This window comes from Superficieibacter electus (assembly GCF_002915575.1).
GTDB classification, from domain to species: Bacteria; Pseudomonadota; Gammaproteobacteria; order Enterobacterales; family Enterobacteriaceae; genus Superficieibacter; species Superficieibacter electus.
The window spans coordinates 104,862-121,829 of sequence record NZ_PQGD01000009.1; the positions used below are offsets into that span (position 1 = coordinate 104,862).

Genomic DNA, 16,968 nt, shown 5'->3' on the forward strand with positions numbered 1-16,968 from the left:
TTGCATGCAGGTGATGCCAACGTTGCTGCATTGCGGCTACCTGCCTGGTGGCGCTGCGCTTACCAGGCCTACGGAGGACACAACTTAAGGACGGGTGTTCACGCCGCAGCAACCTGTAGGCCGGGCAAACGCAGTGCCGCCCGGCAGGTCTGAGCTCAGAATCGCGCGCTCACGCCCATCGTATACAAATAGTTCGCGCCCACGTTAGTATTCTCAGCCTGCGACAGTGCGGCATACGCCGCCAGGTGCTGATTCAGCAGCATATCCGCACCCACGGTAACGTCCAGCCAGTTGCCTTCCTGATCGAACGCGCTCAGGCGGTTAAGCCCCGATTGTGACTTCCACAGATTATCACCATACTGTTGGTTATAACTGATTTGCGCCCACGGACGCAGATCGCCAAAGCGTGAATCCACGCGCCAGCCGAGGGAGCTGACGCTGGCGTGCCACAGCGCGTCAAGCCCCTGGTTCACCACGCTATCGCCAAATTCGTTGTAGATAGATGAAGAAGAACCATCGTAATGCCACGCGGCCACTGGCCCGGTAGTGACGTTCTCACGCAGGGCGATATTCCAGCCAAGACTCATTGAACTGGTCGCGTCCAGCGGCGTGCTGTCCGGTAGATTAACGGCCAGACCGGGCATATTTTGTGCCGCATGAATCCGCTCGGCGAGAATGTCATTGTAATCAGGTTGGTGATCGTTATCCCATGTATAGCGTTCAGTCGTATTACTTTGCTGGTCATCAACGATATATTCCTGTTGCCAGGCTTGTGCTGTGTCTGTCCAGAGTGAATATACAGACACAGCGGCCAGGAGCATCACGCTCCGGCGACCACTGTGCTTTTTTATTATCATCAAAGCGACTCCTGGAAGAGCCGAATTCGGCGATTTTTTTGATGTTGTTTGTGGGGAAACAAGACGCCATGTCATTCGAGTTGAACAAACGTAACCACAGATCGGCAACTTGAAGGATAGTGTGCTTAACCCTGTATTAAATATTGTCTTTTTAACAGACACGTCAAGCCTGCAGAATGATATATTTTTGCTAAAACATGCGAAGGGAGAAGACCATGCAACGTTGCGGTTGGGTAAGTCAGGAACCACTTTACATTGCCTATCACGACAGTGAATGGGGCGTACCGCAAACCGACGGTAAAAAGCTCTTTGAGATGATCTGTCTTGAAGGCCAGCAGGCCGGGCTATCCTGGATTACGGTGTTGAAAAAACGGGAAAATTATCGGCGGAGCTTTCATAACTTCGATCCTGTGCGCGTTGCTGCAATGCAGGATGCCGATGTTGAAAGACTTATGCAGGATGCCGGTATCATCCGCCATCGCGGAAAAATTCAGGCCATTATTGCGAATGCCCGCGCGTATCTTGAGATGGAAAGCAATGGCGAACCCTTCGCAACATTTGTCTGGTCTTTCGTTGACCACCAGCCCATCGTGCGCCATGCCGCCACCCTCGGTGATGTGCCGGTTTCAACACCTATCTCGGACGCACTGGCGAAAGCCTTAAAAAAACGTGGCTTCAAGTTTGTGGGCACCACTATTTGCTATTCGTTTATGCAAGCCTGCGGTCTGGTAAATGATCACATCACGGGATGCTTTTGTCATCCGGGAGGCCAGCATGATCCGCGCCTGGCACAATAAAGACACCACAAAGCTATTGAATCTGTGGCTGGAGAGCACCCGCTACGGTCATCCGTTCATTAACGAGCGCTACTGGTATGAAAGCGAAGCGATTGTGCGCGATGTTTATCTTCCGGCGGCGCAAACGTGGGTATGGGAAGAAAAAGGCGTGCCGGGTGGATTTATCAGCGTCATGGAACAACGCTTTGTCGGTGCGCTATTTGTCTCCCCGAGACTGATCGGCAGAGGAATTGGCCGGGCGCTATTACATCATGTGCAACAGCGTTTCCCGATCCTCAGCCTCGAGGTTTATCAAAAAAACATTCGGGCGGTGAATTTCTACCACGCTCAGGGCTTTCGGATTGAAGACAGCGCCTGGCAGGAAGAAACTCAGCACCCGACGTGGATCATGAGCTGGGAGGCGGATCAAACGCCGTCAGCGTAAGGGCCGGACCGGTATATTTTTCAACCCACGCCAGCGCGGTGTTTCCCGCGCAACCATTTCCCAGCCGTGAGCTGGGAAGATCTTTGGTCAGCACGTTCACCGCACCGTTTTTACAGATCCCGCCGGCCTGCGGATCGAGATCCGGCCAGCCGCCTTCGTGGATGCACAGCACGCCGGGCCGGATGCCATCGCTGATCGTCGCCCCTGCCAGCACCTGGCCGCGCTGATTCCACACCCGCACCACGTCACCTTCCTGAATACCACGCGCGGCGGCGTCCTGCGGGTGCAATGTGATCGGTTCCCGCCCGGCGACTGCATACTGTTCACGCAGGTGCGAATAGCTGAGCTGACTGTGTAAACGGTGCGCCGGGTGCGCCGACAGCACCTGGAGCTGCTCAGGTTCGGCATTGCCGTGCCATTCGTCCGGCTCGAGCCACATCGGATGCGCAGGACAGTCGGCGTAACCAAAACTGGCAATCCGTGCGGAATAGATTTCGATTTTGCCGCTCGCGGTCTTCAGCGGGTGAGCCTGCGGATCGCGGCGGAAATCAGCGAAGCGGACAAACTGCGCATTCTGCTCGCTCTCCGGCATCTCGATAAGCTGATTGGCCTGCCAGAAAGACGCAAACGGCGGCAGCGTCACCTGCTGGCTGGCTCCCCGCTGCGCGGCAATATTGTAGAAGGTTTCCAGCCACTGAAGATCGCTTTTCCCTTCGGTAAAGCGTTGACGGCCGCCGGTCTCCCAGCGCTCGCTGAGATCGGCAAACACCTCAAAGTCATCGCGGGCTTCATCACGCGGCGTCACCACCTGTTTCATGGGTACCAGATGCTGGTTGCTGTAATCGCCGGTCATGGTTAAATCGTTGCGTTCAAACGAGGTCGTGGCAGGCAGAACGATGTCCGCGTGTTTCGCCGCTGCCGTCCAGTAGCATTCAGAAATCACCACCAGCTCGGGCTTTTGCCAGGCGCGGATGAGCCGGTTGGTGTCCTGATGATGGGTAAAGTTTGCCCCGCCCGCCCACCAGACAAAGCGAATATCCGGGAAATGCCGATCCATACCGTTATGCTGATACGGCGCGCCGGGGTTTTCCAGCGCTTCGACAATTCGCGCCACCGGGATTTTATCTACCGCATCGATCCCGTCCTGCACGCTGCCCTGCATTGAGGCCAGTACCGCCGCGCGCCGCGTCGGGTTGCCGCCGTTGGCAAAATGGTATGAAAGCCCGAAACCGCCGCCCGGCGTGCCGATCTGCCCGAGCATGGCGGCCAGCGTCACCATCATCCAGTGCTTTTGTTCGCCAAACTGCTGGCGCTGCATGCCCCAGCCGCCCATCAACATTGTGGTGTTATGATGAAAAATAGCCGCCAGTTCGCGAATTTTGGCTGCCGGAACGCCGCAAATCTCTGCTGCCCACTCGGCGGTTTTCGGCGTGCCGTCACTGTCGCCGCTCAGGTAGGCGGCAAAGATCTCATAGCCTTGTGTACAGTGGTCCAGAAAATCGCTGTCCTGCCAGCCGTTTTCGACCAGCGTATGCGCGATACCGAGCATTAACGCCACGTCGGTCCCCATATGAGGCGCAATCCACTCCGCTGCATCGCCGAGAAAGTCCACCGTTTCAGATCGCATCGGATCGATGCAGATCAGCCGCTTGCCGCTTTTGCGCAGCGCGTCAAAGTAAGGAATACCCTGCTCATCCGAGGCGTTCCAGGCAATCTTAAGCGTATTGAGCGGGTTGGCGCTCCACAGGACGACGACATCGCTGTGCTCCAGCACCAGCGGCCAGCTGGTCTGCTGCTGGTATACTTCGTTGCCGCCGACCACATACGGCATAATGGCCTGCGCCGCGCCGGTAGAATAATCGCCCAGATGCCCGGTATAACCGCCTGCCAGACTCATATACCGCTGAAGCAGCGTCGCCGCTTTGTGTAACACGCCGTTAGAGCGCCAGCCGTAAGACCCGGCAAAAATGGAGGCCGGGCCGTAGCTTTCCCGGATGCGTTTATGCTGAGCGTGGATCAGATCCAGTGCTTCATCCCAGCTCACGCGGACAAATTCATCCTGCCCGCGCACGCCGCGGGGATTGTCCGGCGATGTCAGAAACCCTTTACGCACCATCGGAAAGCGTACGCGGGTTTTACTGTGCACTTGATCGCGCACGGCAGTTTGTAACGAGTTTTCAAAAGGAGTAGCGAGCGCGCCACGGGAAGAAAATACCGTGTCGCCATCGGTCTCAACCAGCATGGGTCCCCAGTGGGCCGCCGTAAGTACCGTTTTTTTCTCTGATGCGATTGTCAAAACACGCTCCTGAGTCGTCAATGCAGGTGTGACGGCGTTTATCACCGTTCAATGTTGTTTACAAAATTCGGAGTTGTCCCCGGAATTTTCTCCGTATTCTCACGTCATAATCAACCGTCTCGCCTGCCGAGGCAAAGAATAAAAAGGATTAAGGAAATAAGATGAAAAAACGCGTATTGATCATCGCTGCACTTGTCAGCGGCACGCTGGCCGTTTCAGGCTGTACCACTAACCCTTATACCGGCGAGCGCGAAGCAGGTAAATCCGGCATTGGCGCAGGGGTAGGTACCCTGGTCGGCGCAGGTATTGGCGCGCTCTCTTCATCGAAAAAAGACCGCGGTAAAGGTGCGCTGATTGGCGCTGCCGCAGGCGCGGCGCTGGGCGGCGGCGTGGGTTATTATATGGACGTTCAGGAAGCAAAACTGCGTGAGAAAATGCAGGGAACCGGCGTGAGCGTGACGCGAAATGGCGATAACATCACGTTAAATATGCCAAGTAATGTGACCTTCGACAGCAGCAGCGCAACGCTGAAACCAGCGGGGGCAAACACCCTCACCGGCGTGGCGATGGTGCTGAAAGAGTATCCTAAAACGGCGGTTAACATTGTGGGTTATACCGACAGCACCGGCGGCCAGGACCTGAATATGCGCCTGTCCAAACAGCGCGCTGACTCGGTAGGAAGCTCGCTGATTACCCAGGGCGTTGATGCCAGCCGTATTCGCACCTCCGGTATGGGTCCGGCCAATCCGGTTGCCAGCAACAGCACTGAAGAAGGCAAGGCACAGAACCGTCGCGTAGAAATTACGTTAAGCCCGCTCCAGTAAGTGCAGCGCCACCGGACACGGCGTCCGGCGTGAGCATTGCATCGCGATAATGCCGGGCGGCAGCTTCGCCTTGCCCGGCCTACCATCCCTCCATGCTCCCTATGCATAAACGCAGGACCGGTAAGCGCAGCGCCACCGGGCATTGCCACCCCCAGCCACCGTCCCTGCATGCTCCCGATACATAAATGTAGGCCCGGTAAGCGCAGCGCCACCGGGCATTGCCACGCCGGGCGACCGAACATCACTTCCTCCACAGGAAGCGCTTGCCATCGCCTGTTTTCGCGTTAAGGTATTCCCACTTCAGGCAAGGAAACCAGCGATGACCAGAGCAACGCGCGCCACAATAAGCGATGTCGCTAAAGCGGCTAAAACCGGCAAAACCAGCATTTCACGTTACCTGAACGGGGAAAAACATCTCCTGTCTGAAGCCCTGCTGGCGCGGATCGAAAAGGCTATTGCTGAACTCGACTATCGCCCAAGCCTGATGGCGCGAGGTCTCAAACGCGGGCGCACGCGCCTGATTGGGCTCATTATCGCCGATATAACCAACCCCTATTCCGTGGATGTCTTAAGCGGTATCGAAGCCGCCTGCCGTGAGAAGGGTTTCACGCCGCTGGTCTGTAATACCAACAATGCGCTGGACCAGGAGCTGCATTATCTGGACCTGCTGCGCAGCTACCAGGTGGAAGGCATTGTGGTTAACGCGGTCGGGATGCGGGAGGACGGCCTTAACCGGCTACAACAGTCGGCGCTGCCAATGGTGCTTATCGATCGTAAAATTCCCGATTTTGCCTGTGATGTGGTCGGTCTTGATAACACCCAGGCCGCAACGACCGCGACCGAGCATCTGGTTGAACAGGGGTTCGAAGCCCTGCTGTTTCTCAGTGAACCGCTTGGCACGGTCAATACCCGGCGTGAGCGATTAAGCGCGTTCCGCGCGACGCTGGCGCGCTATCCGGGCGTGATAGCGGAAAACAGTGAAGTGCCGCTGACGGACGCGGCGCTCATTGATAACGCCCTGCGCCAGTTTCATGCCCATCACCGTGGCATGCGCAAAGCGGTCATCTCCGCCAACGGCGCGCTTACCCTCCAGGTCGCCCGTTCCCTGCGCCGCCTCGGTCTGCACTGGGGGAGCGATATCGGTCTGCTGGGCTTTGATGAGCTGGAGTGGGCAGAACTGGCAGGCGTCGGGATTACCACGCTCAAACAGCCGACCTGGCAAATCGGTTTTGCCGCTGTTGAACAAGTCGTACGCCGTATTGAAGGCGATGACGATACGATCCGCGAACAGGTTTTCTCCGGCGAACTGATCGTGCGCGGCTCTACCTCCCGTTAATTTTACTTCGTGATGGCGATCATAAATCCACCATCACAACCTTTTCTTTGGAACCGGTTCCATCTAGCGTAATAGGTATGATGTTGCGCTGGAGTTAACAATGAGCCGAAAAATTTTTGTCGTCACTGCCGCCTACGGCCACGATCGGGTTCGCCAGGCTGGCGGGCAATGCGCGATGCTGCCCGTCATTGCCGCCGCCGGAGCCGATGGTGTGGAAATCCGCCGCGAGATGTTCAACGAGCAAGAGCAGACTGACCTCGCCGCGCTCGCGGTAGCCATTACGGAGCACCAGTTGCTGGCCTGCTATTCAGCACCGGAACCGCTGTATCTGGCTGACGGCGCGCTTAACCCACTTTTACCCGACTTGCTGCGTGAGGCGCGCACGCTTAACGCCCTCTGGTTGAAAGTCTCGCTCGGCCATTTTACCGACAGCCAGACCTTACAAACCCTGCGATCCTGGCTGGCAACGGGCGGCGTGCGTCTGGTAGTAGAAAACGATCAGACCGCGTGCGGGCAGCTTCCCCCGATGCAGCGGTTTAGCGCCGCCTGTCAGGTTCAGGATCTCCCCGTCATGCTGACCTTTGATATGGGCAACTGGCTGTGGGTGGATAGCTCACCGGAACAGGCAGCGCGGCATCTCGCGCCGTTTGTCAGCTATATCCACGTTAAAGCCGCCACGCCGCAGCAAAATGGCTACCGCGCCATTGCGCCGGATGAAGGGGGATCGCGCTGGCAGGCGCTGTTACGCGCTTTACCCGGCGATGTTCCGCGCGGGATTGAGTTTCCGCTGGAAGGTGACGATCTGACCGCTGTGACACGTCGCTATGTCGAATTATTACGCGAGGAGGAAGCATGAATAACGCCCTGGATGTTATTACGATTGGCGAAGCAATGGCGATGTTCGTCGCGACCGAAAGCGGTGAGTTATGTGATGCCGAACGCTTTATCAAACGCGTCGCTGGTGCCGAACTGAATGTGGCCACCGGGCTGGCACGCCTGGGCCTGAAGGTAAGTTGGGTGAGCCGGGTCGGCAACGACAGTTTCGGCCATTTCGTTCTTAACAGCCTGCAAAAAGAAGGGATTAATCGCAACGGCGTGACGCTTGATGACCGCTTTGCAACCGGGTTCCAGTTAAAATCAAAAGCCGAAAATGGAACCGATCCCATCGTGGAATATTTCCGTAAAAACTCCGCCGCCAGTCATCTTTCGCTGGAGGATTATCATCCGGCGCATTTTTCTTGCGCACGCCATTTGCACCTCAGCGGCGTGGCCGCAGCGCTTTCTGAAAGTTCATATGCACTGCTGGATCACGCCGCCAGGGCAATGAAAGCACAGGGAAAAACGTTGTCGTTCGATCCTAATTTGCGCCCGGTTCTGTGGCGCAGTGAAGCCGAGATGGTGGAAAAGATCAATCACCTGGCTTTTCAGGCCGACTGGGTTCTGCCGGGTCTGAAAGAAGGCACGATCCTGACCGGGCACACCGATCCACACGCGATCGCGGATTTCTACCTCAATCGTGGCGTGAAGGCGGTGATCATTAAAACCGGTGCTGACGGTGCCTGGTATAAATCTGCCGAGGGTCTTCAGGGCTGCGTTCCCCCCGTCAGGGTTGAAAACGTAGTCGATACCGTCGGCGCAGGCGATGGTTTCGCCGTGGGCGTGATTAGCGCCCTGCTGGAAGGCGAGACGCTGGAGCAAGCGGTGACGCGGGGTAATAAAATTGGCGCTCGGGCAATTCAGGTTCAGGGCGACAGCGAAGGATTGCCGACAAGAGCACAACTTAATCAATAGCAATGCTGCCTCTGTACCCTGGCGTCAGAGGCAATGATTCTCTCATTACCAGAGGCTGGCTTATGAAAAGTGCAACAAATGCAACAAAACGCTGGTGGTATATCATGCCCATCGTGTTTATCACCTACAGCCTGGCATACCTCGATCGTGCGAACTTCAGTTTCGCCTCTGCTGCAGGCATTAATGATGATTTAGGCATCACCAAAGGTATCTCCTCGCTGCTGGGCGCGTTGTTCTTCCTCGGCTATTTTTTCTTTCAGATCCCGGGCGCGGTCTATGCCGAGCGCCGTAGCGTACGCAAACTGATATTTGTCTGCCTGATCTTGTGGGGTGCCTGCGCCTCACTGACCGGGATGGTCACCAACATCCCGATGCTCGCTGCGATTCGTTTTATTCTCGGCGTCGTGGAAGCGGCGGTAATGCCCGCGATGCTGATTTATATCAGCAACTGGTTTACCAAATCCGAACGTTCACGTGCTAATACCTTCCTGATCCTCGGCAACCCGGTGACAGTGCTGTGGATGTCGGTGGTGTCGGGCTATCTGATTCAGGCGCTGGGCTGGCGCGAGATGTTTATCATCGAAGGTGTTCCGGCCATTATCTGGGCTTTTTGCTGGTGGGTGCTGGTAAAAGACAAACCGTCGCAGGTCAACTGGCTGGCAGAAGATGAAAAAGCCGCTTTGCAGGCACAACTGGAAAAAGAACAGCAGGGTATCAAAGCCGTGCGCAACTATGGTGAAGCGTTTCGTTCCCGTAACGTTATTTTACTCTGTATGCAGTATTTTGCGTGGAGTATTGGCGTGTATGGGTTCGTGCTGTGGCTACCTTCAATTATTCACAGCGGCGGTGCCAATCTGGGGATGGTCGAGGTAGGCTGGCTGTCATCCGTACCTTATCTGGCGGCAACTATCGCGATGATCGTCGCATCCTGGGCCTCCGATAAACTGCAAAATCGTAAACTGTTTGTCTGGCCGCTGCTACTGATTGCCGCGTTTGCTTTTATTGGTTCGTGGGCCGTTGGCGCAAACCACTTCTGGGTGTCTTACACGCTACTGGTCATTGCCGGTGCCGCAATGTATGCCCCGTATGGGCCGTTCTTCGCCATTATTCCGGAAATGCTGCCGCGCAACGTGGCGGGCGGCGCGATGGCGCTGATCAACAGTATGGGCGCGCTCGGCTCCTTCTTTGGCTCGTGGTTTGTCGGTTATCTTAACGGTTCGACTGGCTCGCCGTCAGCGTCGTATATATTTATGGGGGTAGCACTTTTTGCCTCAGTGTGGCTTACTTTGATTGTTAAGCCTGCGAATAATCAACAGCTTCCGGCAGGCGCACGCCACGCCTGAACCTGATATAGGGAGAACTCATGAAGCCGTCCGTCATTCTTTATAAAGCACTGCCTGACAATCTGTATCAAAAACTGGAAGAGCATTTCGCCGTCATTCAGGTGGCGAACCTGAAGCCGGAGACCGTCGAACAGCATGCGGAGGCATTCGCCAACGCGCAAGGGCTGCTCGGTTCCAGCGAAACGGTAGATACTGCACTGCTGGAGAAAATGCCCAAACTGCGGGCGACCTCTACTATCTCCGTCGGGTATGACAATTTTGACGTCGACGCGCTGAATGCGCGCAAAATTGCCCTGATGCATACACCGACGGTCCTCACTGAAACCGTGGCTGACACCATGATGGCGCTGGTGCTGAGCAGCGCTCGTCGCATAGTGGAAGTGGCGGAGCGAGTGAAGGCGGGCGAGTGGACCAAAGGTATTGGCCCGGACTGGTTTGGTATTGATGTCCACCACAAAACGCTGGGCATTGTCGGAATGGGGCGCATTGGACTCGCGCTGGCACAGCGGGCGCATTTTGGCTTCGGCATGCCTGTCCTGTATAACGCGCGCCGCCATCATCCCGAAGCGGAAGAACGCTTCAATGCCCGCTACTGCGATCTGGATACGCTGTTACAGGAAGCGGATTTTGTCTGTCTGGTGCTGCCATTGACCGATGAAACGCATCATCTGATTGGCGCAGAACAATTTGCGAAGATGAAAAACTCGGCCGTTTTCATTAACGCCGGGCGCGGTCCGGTGGTCGATGAGCAGGCGCTGATTGAGGCACTGAAAACCGGGCAGATCCACGCCGCAGGGCTGGACGTGTTCGAACAGGAGCCGCTGGACAAAGATTCTCCGCTACTGTCGTTGCCAAACGTCGTTGCGTTACCCCATATCGGGTCTGCTACACATGAAACACGCTACAACATGGCGGCGTGCGCGGTAGATAACCTGATCGATGCACTGAACGGCAAGGTGGATAAAAACTGTGTAAATCCGCAGGCGATCGGCTGAGGAAAAACAGAAGAACCTCATCCCGCCAGCGCAGGATGAGGTTTAACGATTATTTGGTTGCGTTTACCGCCGCATTCCACGCCTGAGTGAAAGCCTGATGCTGAGCAGCCAGCGGCCCAATCAGCGAGTTATACTGGCTGGCCTGCTGCGAGGTAGGGAACTGAATACCATTCGCGGCAAAACCGACCTGATTTCCCTGCTGGGCAACAAAATCGCCAACCTGCACCAGTTGCTGAGTCAGGATCTGCGCGGCCGGAATAAGAGGCTGTAGCGCCTCTGCCGGACGCGTTACCACTTTCTCATACGCCTGGTCGAAGACCGGTTTCAAATCGTCTGCCTGCTTCAGCCCCGCATGGGCAGTATCCGCCTGCATTTTGGCATTTTGTAGCTGCTGGCTTAATACTCCCAGCGAACCATTTGCCTGACGCAGCGGATCGCGCTGCGTCATATAGTTCTCAGGGACGCGAATCGCATTCACACTGTCGACAACCGGACGCAAACCTTCATCCATTGCCTGATTCACTTGCTGTGAATAGCCATAGAGGATGGCGTAGTCTGTCACCAGCGGCCCGAACTGTTTTTTCTGATCGGCCGTCAGCGTAGGTAAATGTTCACCGCCACGCATGACCGTATTTTGCAGGAAATCAATGAACGCCTTGCGCTGATCGCCCTCTTTATCAAAACACCCACTCAGGCTAACTACCATCAGTAACGCCATCACAGACGCAAACCAGCGAGAGCAGGACTTTCCTGTCGCCATTTTTATACTCCTTTCACTCAAAAAAAGTGCACACCGACACCAGCGTGTCTGACGCTGACAAGAATAGTCCAGGACGGCTTTACAGGATACCTTTTCATGCAGCGTAAGCAGAAAAATAGCTATCGGATTGCCAAATTTGACTATCACCGCCTCCAGCCTTATCGATCAGCAGCTTGCCCTTTAGCGGGTACAGGTGCAGGAAAAAGATCCAACAAATAGTCACTCTATTGAGTATCGCTCAGCAATTTACCGACTATTCTTAAAAGGCTCGACATTATTCACGATCACGCTGTGTGTGTATGGGGGTACTCAATGGAATATAACGATCCTATGATCGAATTGATGAATAATCTGGAACTTATTGTTTTTAAAGACCTGACGCAGAAAATTACCCTACCCCAGCAGCCGAAAGCGACCACTGAGATAGCACAATTACGCAAAGGTACAGGCCTTAAACTCGCTGATTTTGCCAAAGCGGTTGGCGTACCGGTCTCAACGGTGCAGGAATGGGAGTCAAAACGGGTAAAACCGTCGGCGACCGAACTCAAACTTATGCGCCTGATTCAGGCTAACCCTAAGTTAAGCAAAGAATTAATGGAATAATTTTACAGTTTTAACGGTCCTGATTCAGGGCCGTTTCCGGTGCGGCATCCCAGAATTTGCATTCAGTTAAAATAAAGTTTGCTTTTAGCCGTCGTAAATGCGTTAATGCACTCGACGGTTTGATATACAGACCATAAAGCAGTTTAGTTAAGCAGTGTCCTTCAAGAGTTATCCATCCGATACCCTTCGTTGAGAGCTTTTCCTTTAACGCTTCAAAATCTGTAATGCACGCCATATTGCCGAAAGGCACACATACATCTTTTAAAGGTAATCTCTATGTCCGGTAAAATGACTGGTATCGTAAAATGGTTCAACGCTGATAAAGGCTTTGGTTTCATCACTCCTGACGATGGTTCTAAAGACGTATTCGTACACTTCTCTGCTATCCAGAACCAGGGTTACAAATCTCTGGACGAAGGTCAGAAAGTGTCCTTCACTATCGAAAGCGGTGCTAAAGGCCCGGCAGCTGGCAACGTAACCAGCCTGTAAGCTTAAACAGCTCAGAATCTGAATCCTCGCTCCGGCGGGGATTTTTTTTATCTTTTTTTTCGCCTGAGCAGAATACCCGACCACGAGCAGTCACAAGGGCAGCTTACATCCGGGAAGGGGATTTCAGGACAGGAAACATCGGAACAATTGTCCGGGACAATGGCAGCATCGCAGCAGCATTCCGCCCTGTCGCAGCGTTTATTTTTGTTCTCTTCTTCATCCTCTGACAACCGTCGCTCACGCAGCGTTTGCGCCGCCTCACGACAATCCGCAAAGCGCTGACGAATATCCCGCCAGCCCGCAATAATGCCCTTTTGCTGAACAATGTGTTTTACCGCACCTGAACAGCCGTGAGTGTGATGTAAGACGCCGTAAGCACAGCGATAGCCTTTACGCGGGGAGATGAAGCGCTGGTAAAAAGCGATGAGTGTTAATATGACTGTGTCCATGATGTTTTAAGCATTCCTGTTGCAGGTGGTTTTACTACATCCAGACAGACCTGAGCTACTGATTAAAATGTGGTTGATAGTCAAACTCATACCCTATGGCACGCAGCATTTCGATGCCATTATGATATTCAATTATCCCGGTTAAACATTCTTCCGGTAGCGTTTTGAGGACATACGTGAGCAATTGCGCGATAAAGCGTGGCTGATGCAGATTGATGACTGTTTTTGTTCCCTGGTACATTGCCGCCAGGCCGTCATTAAATGGACAGCCGCCATAACTATACGTGCCAGTACGAAAGTAGATAACTACCTGTCCTTTTTTATCGCCACGGATTATTCGCACATATGAATCACGTTCATCCGCATAAAAGTATCGGTAGACCCACCAGTATGTCCGCTCATTAACCACTATCTTTCGTAGCATGGCCATATTGTCGTCCCTTGAGCTATAAAAAAACCCGCCCTTAACAATGGCGGGTTTTTCATTAGACCAGACTTACTGCAACAGCGAAATATCCGCGACCTGCAAAAACAGCTCGCGCAGTTTCGACAGCAGGGTCAGGCGATTGCGACGAACATCCTGATCTTCCGCATTCACCATGACGTTCTCGAAAAACTCATCCACCGGCTCGCGCAGGGACGCCAGTTCAACCAGCGCTTCCTGGTAACGGCCTTGCGCGAAGTACGGCTGCAGCTTGTCGCGCAGCACAACCAGATTGCCTGCCAGCTTAATTTCTGCCGCTTCCTTCAGTACTGAAGCGTGAACGATGTCGTTCAGCGTTTCGTCTGATTTCGCCAGGATGTTAGAGACACGTTTGTTGGCCGCAGCCAGCGCAGATGCGGCTTCCAGAGTACGGAAGTGCGATACCGCCTTCATACGGGCATCAAAGTCTGCCGGACGGGTCGGACGGCGCGCCAGCACCGCCTGAATGGTGTCAACGCTGTAGCCTTCGTCCTGATACCAGGCGCGGAAGCGACCGAGCATAAAGTCGATAACGTCATCCACCACTCTGGCGTTGGTCAACTTATCGCCGTACAGACGCGCCGCTTCTTCGGTCAGCGTTTGCAGATCAAGAGCGAGGTTCTTCTCAACGATGATACGCAGCACGCCCAGCGCGGCACGACGCAGCGCAAACGGGTCTTTGTCGCCTTTCGGATGCTGGCCGATACCGAAGATACCCGCCAGGGTGTCCATCTTATCGGCAATCGCCACCGCACAAGCCACCGGGTTAGACGGCAGGTCGTCACCGGCAAAACGCGGTTGATACTGCTCGTTCAGCGCCACAGCGACATCTTCCGCTTCGCCATCGTGGCGCGCGTAGTGCATCCCCATCACGCCCTGCGTGTCGGTGAACTCGAAGACCATGTTGGTCATCAGGTCGCACTTGGACAGCAGGCCTGCGCGGGTGGCGTGGTTAACGTCAGCGCCAATTTGTTCGGCAATCCAGCCCGCCAGTGCCTGGATACGGTCGGTTTTGTCGCGCAGCGTACCCAGTTGCTGTTGGAACAACACGGTTTGCAGACGCGGCAGATGGTCTTCCAGACGTTTTTTACGGTCGGTATTGAAGAAGAACTCGGCATCCGCCAGACGCGGACGAACCACTTTCTCGTTACCGGAGATGATTTGCTGCGGATCTTTCGACTCGATATTGGAGACGAAGATAAAGTTTGGCAGCAGTTTGCCGTCGTTCGCGTAAACCGGGAAGTACTTCTGGTCACCTTTCATGGTGTGTACCAGCGCTTCTGACGGCACCGCGAGGAATTTATCTTCGAATTTCGCGGTCAGCACCACCGGCCATTCCACCAGCGAGGTGACTTCTTCCAGCAGGCTTTCGCTCAGATCGGCGTTGCCGCCAATTTTACGCGCCGCCTCGATCGCATCGGCTTTGATTTTCGCTTTACGCTCAGCGTAATCGGCAATCACTTTGCCGCGCTCACGCAGGATTTCCGGGTACTGATCAGCATTATCGATGGTGAACTCCGGCTCGCCCATAAAGCGATGCCCGCGAATCACGCGATCGGACTGAACGCCCAGAATGGTTGCCGGAATGACGTTGTCGCCCAGCAGCAGCGTCACGGTGTGTACCGGACGCACGAAGTGGACGTCAGACGCGCCCCAGCGCATCAGTTTCGGGATCGGCAGCTTCGCCAGAGACGTTGCCACCATAGTCGGCACCAGCGCTTCGGTGCTTTCGCCCTTCACGTGGGCGCGATACAGCAGCCATTCGCCTTTGTCGGTGGTCAGGCGCTCGGCCTGGTCGACGGTAATGCCGCAGCCGCGCGCCCAGCCTTCTGCCGCTTTGCTCGGTTTACCCTCGGCATCGAACGCCTGGGCAATGGCCGGGCCGCGTTTTTCAACTTCGCGATCGGCCTGGGCTTCCGCCAGATTAGCGACCTTCAGCGCCAGACGGCGCGGGGCGGCAAACCATTCAACGTTACCGTGGGCGAGGCCGGCGTTATCCAGCTCCGCAGTGAAGTTCGCAGCAAAGGACTCCGCCAGGCTGCGCAGGGCTTTTGGTGGCAGCTCTTCAGTGCCGATTTCCACCAGAAAAGTTTTTTCAGACATGGCCGCCTCTTACTTATTCTTGTTGCACATCGGGAAGCCGAGGGCTTCACGGGAAGCGTAGTATGCTTCTGCCACTGCTTTGGTCAGGGTGCGAATGCGCAGGATATAGCGCTGACGCTCGGTGACGGAGATGGCTTTACGCGCATCCAGCAGGTTGAAGCTGTGGGCGGCTTTCAGAATGCGTTCGTAAGCGGGCAGCGGCAGCGGATTTTCCAGCGCCAGCAACTGCTGGGCTTCTTTCTCGTACTGCGCAAAGCAGGTGAACAGGAAGTCCACGTCCGCGTATTCGAAGTTGTAGGTGGATTGCTCCACTTCGTTCTGATGGAACACGTCGCCGTAGGTGGTTTTACCCAGCGGCCCGTCGCTCCACACCAGGTCGTAGACGCTGTCCACGCCCTGAATGTACATGGCCAGACGTTCCAGACCATAGGTGATCTCGCCGGTCACCGGTTTGCATTCCAGACCGCCAACCTGCTGGAAGTAGGTGAACTGCGTCACTTCCATACCGTTCAGCCACACTTCCCAGCCCAGCCCCCACGCACCCAGCGTCGGGTTTTCCCAGTTATCTTCCACGAAACGAATATCGTGAATGGTTGGGTCCATACCCAGCGCTTTCAGAGAACCGAGGTACAGTTCCTGAATATTGTCCGGTGATGGCTTAATGACCACCTGGAACTGATAGTAGTGCTGTAAGCGGTTCGGGTTTTCGCCATAGCGGCCGTCGGTCGGACGGCGGGACGGCTGCACGTAAGCAGTCGCCATCGGCTCGGGGCCCAATGCGCGTAAACAGGTCATGGGATGAGACGTGCCTGCGCCGACTTCCATGTCCAGTGGTTGAACAATGGTGCAGCCCTGGCGAGCCCAGTAATCCTGTAAGGTCAGGATCAGGCCCTGGAAGGTCCTGGTATCAAACTTTTGCATAGTATTTCGTGCTGGATACGTGTGGATTTAAAGGAAGCGACCAGTATACCCGCTGACTGCAAGATATACAGTACGAAAGCGGGGAGAATGGGGAAAATTGGCTGCTTACCGCATAGAAAGGTGTAAAAACTGGCCATCTGCATCAAATGAGCAGATAAAACCCTCTTTTCGCGCGGTATAGCCGCGCATTTCATAGCTCCCCTGAAATTGCTCGAAGCCAATAACCTGAATTTTTTGGGTCCCGGTATTGTAACGCCATGCCGCCTGCCCCTTACATAGCGTTTCCATATCCAGCGATCGTGCAGGCCCTGGTTTCGCTTTTTGCGCCTTTTGCACCGTCTCAGGCGCGCTCTGGCAGCCAGCCAGCATCATTATCAGAACAGGTATCAGCTTTTTTAAGGTCATTTTCTGCGCCTCGTTAATTACCTGTTATTTTTAATGAGGATAACTGTATAGCATATTTCTACCCGCGCATTCTGGTAAGCATGAAGAGGTTGTACAAGATGCCGGTTGCAGA

The 16,968-nt window shown here is 54.9% G+C and carries 18 protein-coding genes; 10 read left to right on the top strand and 8 right to left on the bottom strand.

Annotated elements, in window-relative coordinates; genetic code table 11:
* Positions 1–155 precede the first annotated feature (155 nt).
* Positions 156–857, bottom strand: coding sequence for an autotransporter domain-containing protein (locus tag CHU32_RS12580; RefSeq protein ID WP_103675866.1), 702 nt, complete (start codon positions 855–857; stop codon positions 156–158).
* Between the two features lie 215 nt (positions 858–1,072).
* Here CHU32_RS12580 and tag point away from each other — a divergent pair, with 215 nt between their 5' ends.
* Complete coding sequence (gene tag / locus CHU32_RS12585) at positions 1,073–1,654, top strand: DNA-3-methyladenine glycosylase I (protein ID WP_103675867.1); 582 nt, start codon at positions 1,073–1,075, stop codon at positions 1,652–1,654.
* Positions 1,632–2,078, top strand: coding sequence for an N-acetyltransferase (locus tag CHU32_RS12590; RefSeq protein ID WP_103675868.1), 447 nt, complete (start codon positions 1,632–1,634; stop codon positions 2,076–2,078). Before tag ends, CHU32_RS12590 begins: the two co-directional genes overlap by 23 nt.
* On the opposite strand, the gene CHU32_RS12595 is transcribed toward CHU32_RS12590, so the two are convergent.
* The gene (locus CHU32_RS12595; protein WP_176691648.1) at positions 2,041–4,374 is read right to left on the bottom strand and encodes a molybdopterin guanine dinucleotide-containing S/N-oxide reductase; all 2,334 of its coding nucleotides are present in this window, start codon (positions 4,372–4,374) and stop codon (positions 2,041–2,043) included. The genes CHU32_RS12590 and CHU32_RS12595 overlap by 38 nt on opposite strands.
* Before the next feature lie 161 nt (positions 4,375–4,535).
* On the opposite strand from CHU32_RS12595, the gene CHU32_RS12600 reads away from it, so the two are divergent.
* From CHU32_RS12600 to ghrB, 6 genes are all read left to right on the top strand, one after another.
* A complete protein-coding gene (locus CHU32_RS12600; RefSeq protein ID WP_103675869.1) occupies positions 4,536–5,198 on the top strand; it encodes an OmpA family lipoprotein in 663 nt (220 codons plus the stop codon).
* 319 nt (positions 5,199–5,517) lie between these two features.
* Positions 5,518–6,534, top strand: a complete 1,017-nt coding sequence (locus CHU32_RS12605) for a LacI family DNA-binding transcriptional regulator (protein ID WP_103675870.1) — start codon at positions 5,518–5,520, stop codon at positions 6,532–6,534.
* Positions 6,535–6,634: 100 nt separating this feature from the next.
* Positions 6,635–7,390, top strand: coding sequence for a sugar phosphate isomerase/epimerase family protein (locus tag CHU32_RS12610; protein ID WP_103675871.1), 756 nt, complete (start codon positions 6,635–6,637; stop codon positions 7,388–7,390).
* The gene (locus tag CHU32_RS12615) at positions 7,387–8,325 is read left to right on the top strand and encodes a sugar kinase (RefSeq protein ID WP_103675872.1); all 939 of its coding nucleotides are present in this window, start codon (positions 7,387–7,389) and stop codon (positions 8,323–8,325) included. The genes CHU32_RS12610 and CHU32_RS12615 overlap by 4 nt, the downstream gene beginning before the upstream one ends.
* Positions 8,326–8,387: 62 nt before the next feature.
* Positions 8,388–9,668, top strand: coding sequence for an MFS transporter (locus CHU32_RS12620; RefSeq protein WP_103675978.1), 1,281 nt, complete (start codon positions 8,388–8,390; stop codon positions 9,666–9,668).
* 20 nt (positions 9,669–9,688) lie between these two features.
* Positions 9,689–10,663 carry a glyoxylate/hydroxypyruvate reductase GhrB gene (ghrB, locus tag CHU32_RS12625; protein ID WP_103675873.1) on the top strand — a complete coding sequence of 325 codons (975 nt, stop codon included), beginning with the start codon at positions 9,689–9,691 and terminating at the stop codon, positions 10,661–10,663.
* A 49-nt stretch (positions 10,664–10,712) separates the two neighbouring features.
* Here ghrB and CHU32_RS12630 read toward each other — a convergent pair whose 3' ends face one another.
* Positions 10,713–11,423 (bottom strand): DUF3053 domain-containing protein, encoded by a 711-nt coding sequence (locus CHU32_RS12630; RefSeq protein ID WP_103675874.1) that lies wholly within the window; start codon positions 11,421–11,423, stop codon positions 10,713–10,715.
* A gap of 312 nt (positions 11,424–11,735) precedes the next feature.
* On the opposite strand from CHU32_RS12630, the gene CHU32_RS12635 reads away from it, so the two are divergent.
* Both CHU32_RS12635 and cspE read left to right on the top strand, forming a co-directional pair.
* Positions 11,736–12,026 (top strand): HTH-type transcriptional regulator, encoded by a 291-nt coding sequence (locus CHU32_RS12635; RefSeq protein WP_103675875.1) that lies wholly within the window; start codon positions 11,736–11,738, stop codon positions 12,024–12,026.
* A gap of 276 nt (positions 12,027–12,302) precedes the next feature.
* On the top strand, positions 12,303–12,515 hold the full coding sequence (cspE, locus tag CHU32_RS12645) for a transcription antiterminator/RNA stability regulator CspE (RefSeq protein WP_049839272.1): 213 nt from the start codon (positions 12,303–12,305) through the stop codon (positions 12,513–12,515).
* Positions 12,516–12,562: 47 nt separating this feature from the next.
* Here the strand turns inward: cspE and yidD are convergent, their stop codons facing one another.
* The 5 genes from yidD to CHU32_RS12670 all read right to left on the bottom strand — a co-directional run bounded on the left by yidD (position 12,563) and on the right by CHU32_RS12670 (position 16,856).
* Positions 12,563–12,964 (bottom strand): membrane protein insertion efficiency factor YidD, encoded by a 402-nt coding sequence (gene yidD, locus CHU32_RS12650; RefSeq protein WP_103675877.1) that lies wholly within the window; start codon positions 12,962–12,964, stop codon positions 12,563–12,565.
* Positions 12,965–13,019: 55 nt separating this feature from the next.
* Positions 13,020–13,394, bottom strand: a complete 375-nt coding sequence (locus CHU32_RS12655) for a hypothetical protein (RefSeq protein ID WP_103675878.1) — start codon at positions 13,392–13,394, stop codon at positions 13,020–13,022.
* A gap of 66 nt (positions 13,395–13,460) precedes the next feature.
* A complete protein-coding gene (glyS, locus tag CHU32_RS12660) occupies positions 13,461–15,530 on the bottom strand; it encodes a glycine--tRNA ligase subunit beta (protein ID WP_103750858.1) in 2,070 nt (689 codons plus the stop codon).
* Positions 15,531–15,539: 9 nt separating this feature from the next.
* Positions 15,540–16,451, bottom strand: coding sequence for a glycine--tRNA ligase subunit alpha (gene glyQ / locus CHU32_RS12665; protein WP_103675880.1), 912 nt, complete (start codon positions 16,449–16,451; stop codon positions 15,540–15,542).
* Positions 16,452–16,556: 105 nt separating this feature from the next.
* The gene (locus CHU32_RS12670; RefSeq protein ID WP_103675881.1) at positions 16,557–16,856 is read right to left on the bottom strand and encodes a YsaB family lipoprotein; all 300 of its coding nucleotides are present in this window, start codon (positions 16,854–16,856) and stop codon (positions 16,557–16,559) included.
* Positions 16,857–16,968: the final 112 nt, after the last annotated feature.

Excerpts from the sequence above, each read along its gene's own strand:
- CHU32_RS12580 (WP_103675866.1), bottom strand. The coding sequence starts at position 857 with ATGATAATAAAAAAGCACAGTGGTCGCCGGAGCGTGATGCTCCTGGCC.
- tag (WP_103675867.1), top strand. The coding sequence starts at position 1,073 with ATGCAACGTTGCGGTTGGGTAAGTCAGGAACCACTTTACATTGCCTAT.
- CHU32_RS12590 (WP_103675868.1), top strand. The coding sequence starts at position 1,632 with ATGATCCGCGCCTGGCACAATAAAGACACCACAAAGCTATTGAATCTG.
- CHU32_RS12600 (WP_103675869.1), top strand. The coding sequence starts at position 4,536 with ATGAAAAAACGCGTATTGATCATCGCTGCACTTGTCAGCGGCACGCTG.
- CHU32_RS12605 (WP_103675870.1), top strand. The coding sequence starts at position 5,518 with ATGACCAGAGCAACGCGCGCCACAATAAGCGATGTCGCTAAAGCGGCT.
- CHU32_RS12610 (WP_103675871.1), top strand. The coding sequence starts at position 6,635 with ATGAGCCGAAAAATTTTTGTCGTCACTGCCGCCTACGGCCACGATCGG.
- CHU32_RS12615 (WP_103675872.1), top strand. The coding sequence starts at position 7,387 with ATGAATAACGCCCTGGATGTTATTACGATTGGCGAAGCAATGGCGATG.
- CHU32_RS12620 (WP_103675978.1), top strand. The coding sequence starts at position 8,388 with ATGAAAAGTGCAACAAATGCAACAAAACGCTGGTGGTATATCATGCCC.
- ghrB (WP_103675873.1), top strand. The coding sequence starts at position 9,689 with ATGAAGCCGTCCGTCATTCTTTATAAAGCACTGCCTGACAATCTGTAT.
- CHU32_RS12630 (WP_103675874.1), bottom strand. The coding sequence starts at position 11,423 with ATGGCGACAGGAAAGTCCTGCTCTCGCTGGTTTGCGTCTGTGATGGCG.
- CHU32_RS12635 (WP_103675875.1), top strand. The coding sequence starts at position 11,736 with ATGGAATATAACGATCCTATGATCGAATTGATGAATAATCTGGAACTT.
- cspE (WP_049839272.1), top strand. The coding sequence starts at position 12,303 with ATGTCCGGTAAAATGACTGGTATCGTAAAATGGTTCAACGCTGATAAA.
- yidD (WP_103675877.1), bottom strand. The coding sequence starts at position 12,964 with ATGGACACAGTCATATTAACACTCATCGCTTTTTACCAGCGCTTCATC.
- CHU32_RS12655 (WP_103675878.1), bottom strand. The coding sequence starts at position 13,394 with ATGGCCATGCTACGAAAGATAGTGGTTAATGAGCGGACATACTGGTGG.
- glyS (WP_103750858.1), bottom strand. The coding sequence starts at position 15,530 with ATGTCTGAAAAAACTTTTCTGGTGGAAATCGGCACTGAAGAGCTGCCA.
- glyQ (WP_103675880.1), bottom strand. The coding sequence starts at position 16,451 with ATGCAAAAGTTTGATACCAGGACCTTCCAGGGCCTGATCCTGACCTTA.
- CHU32_RS12670 (WP_103675881.1), bottom strand. The coding sequence starts at position 16,856 with ATGACCTTAAAAAAGCTGATACCTGTTCTGATAATGATGCTGGCTGGC.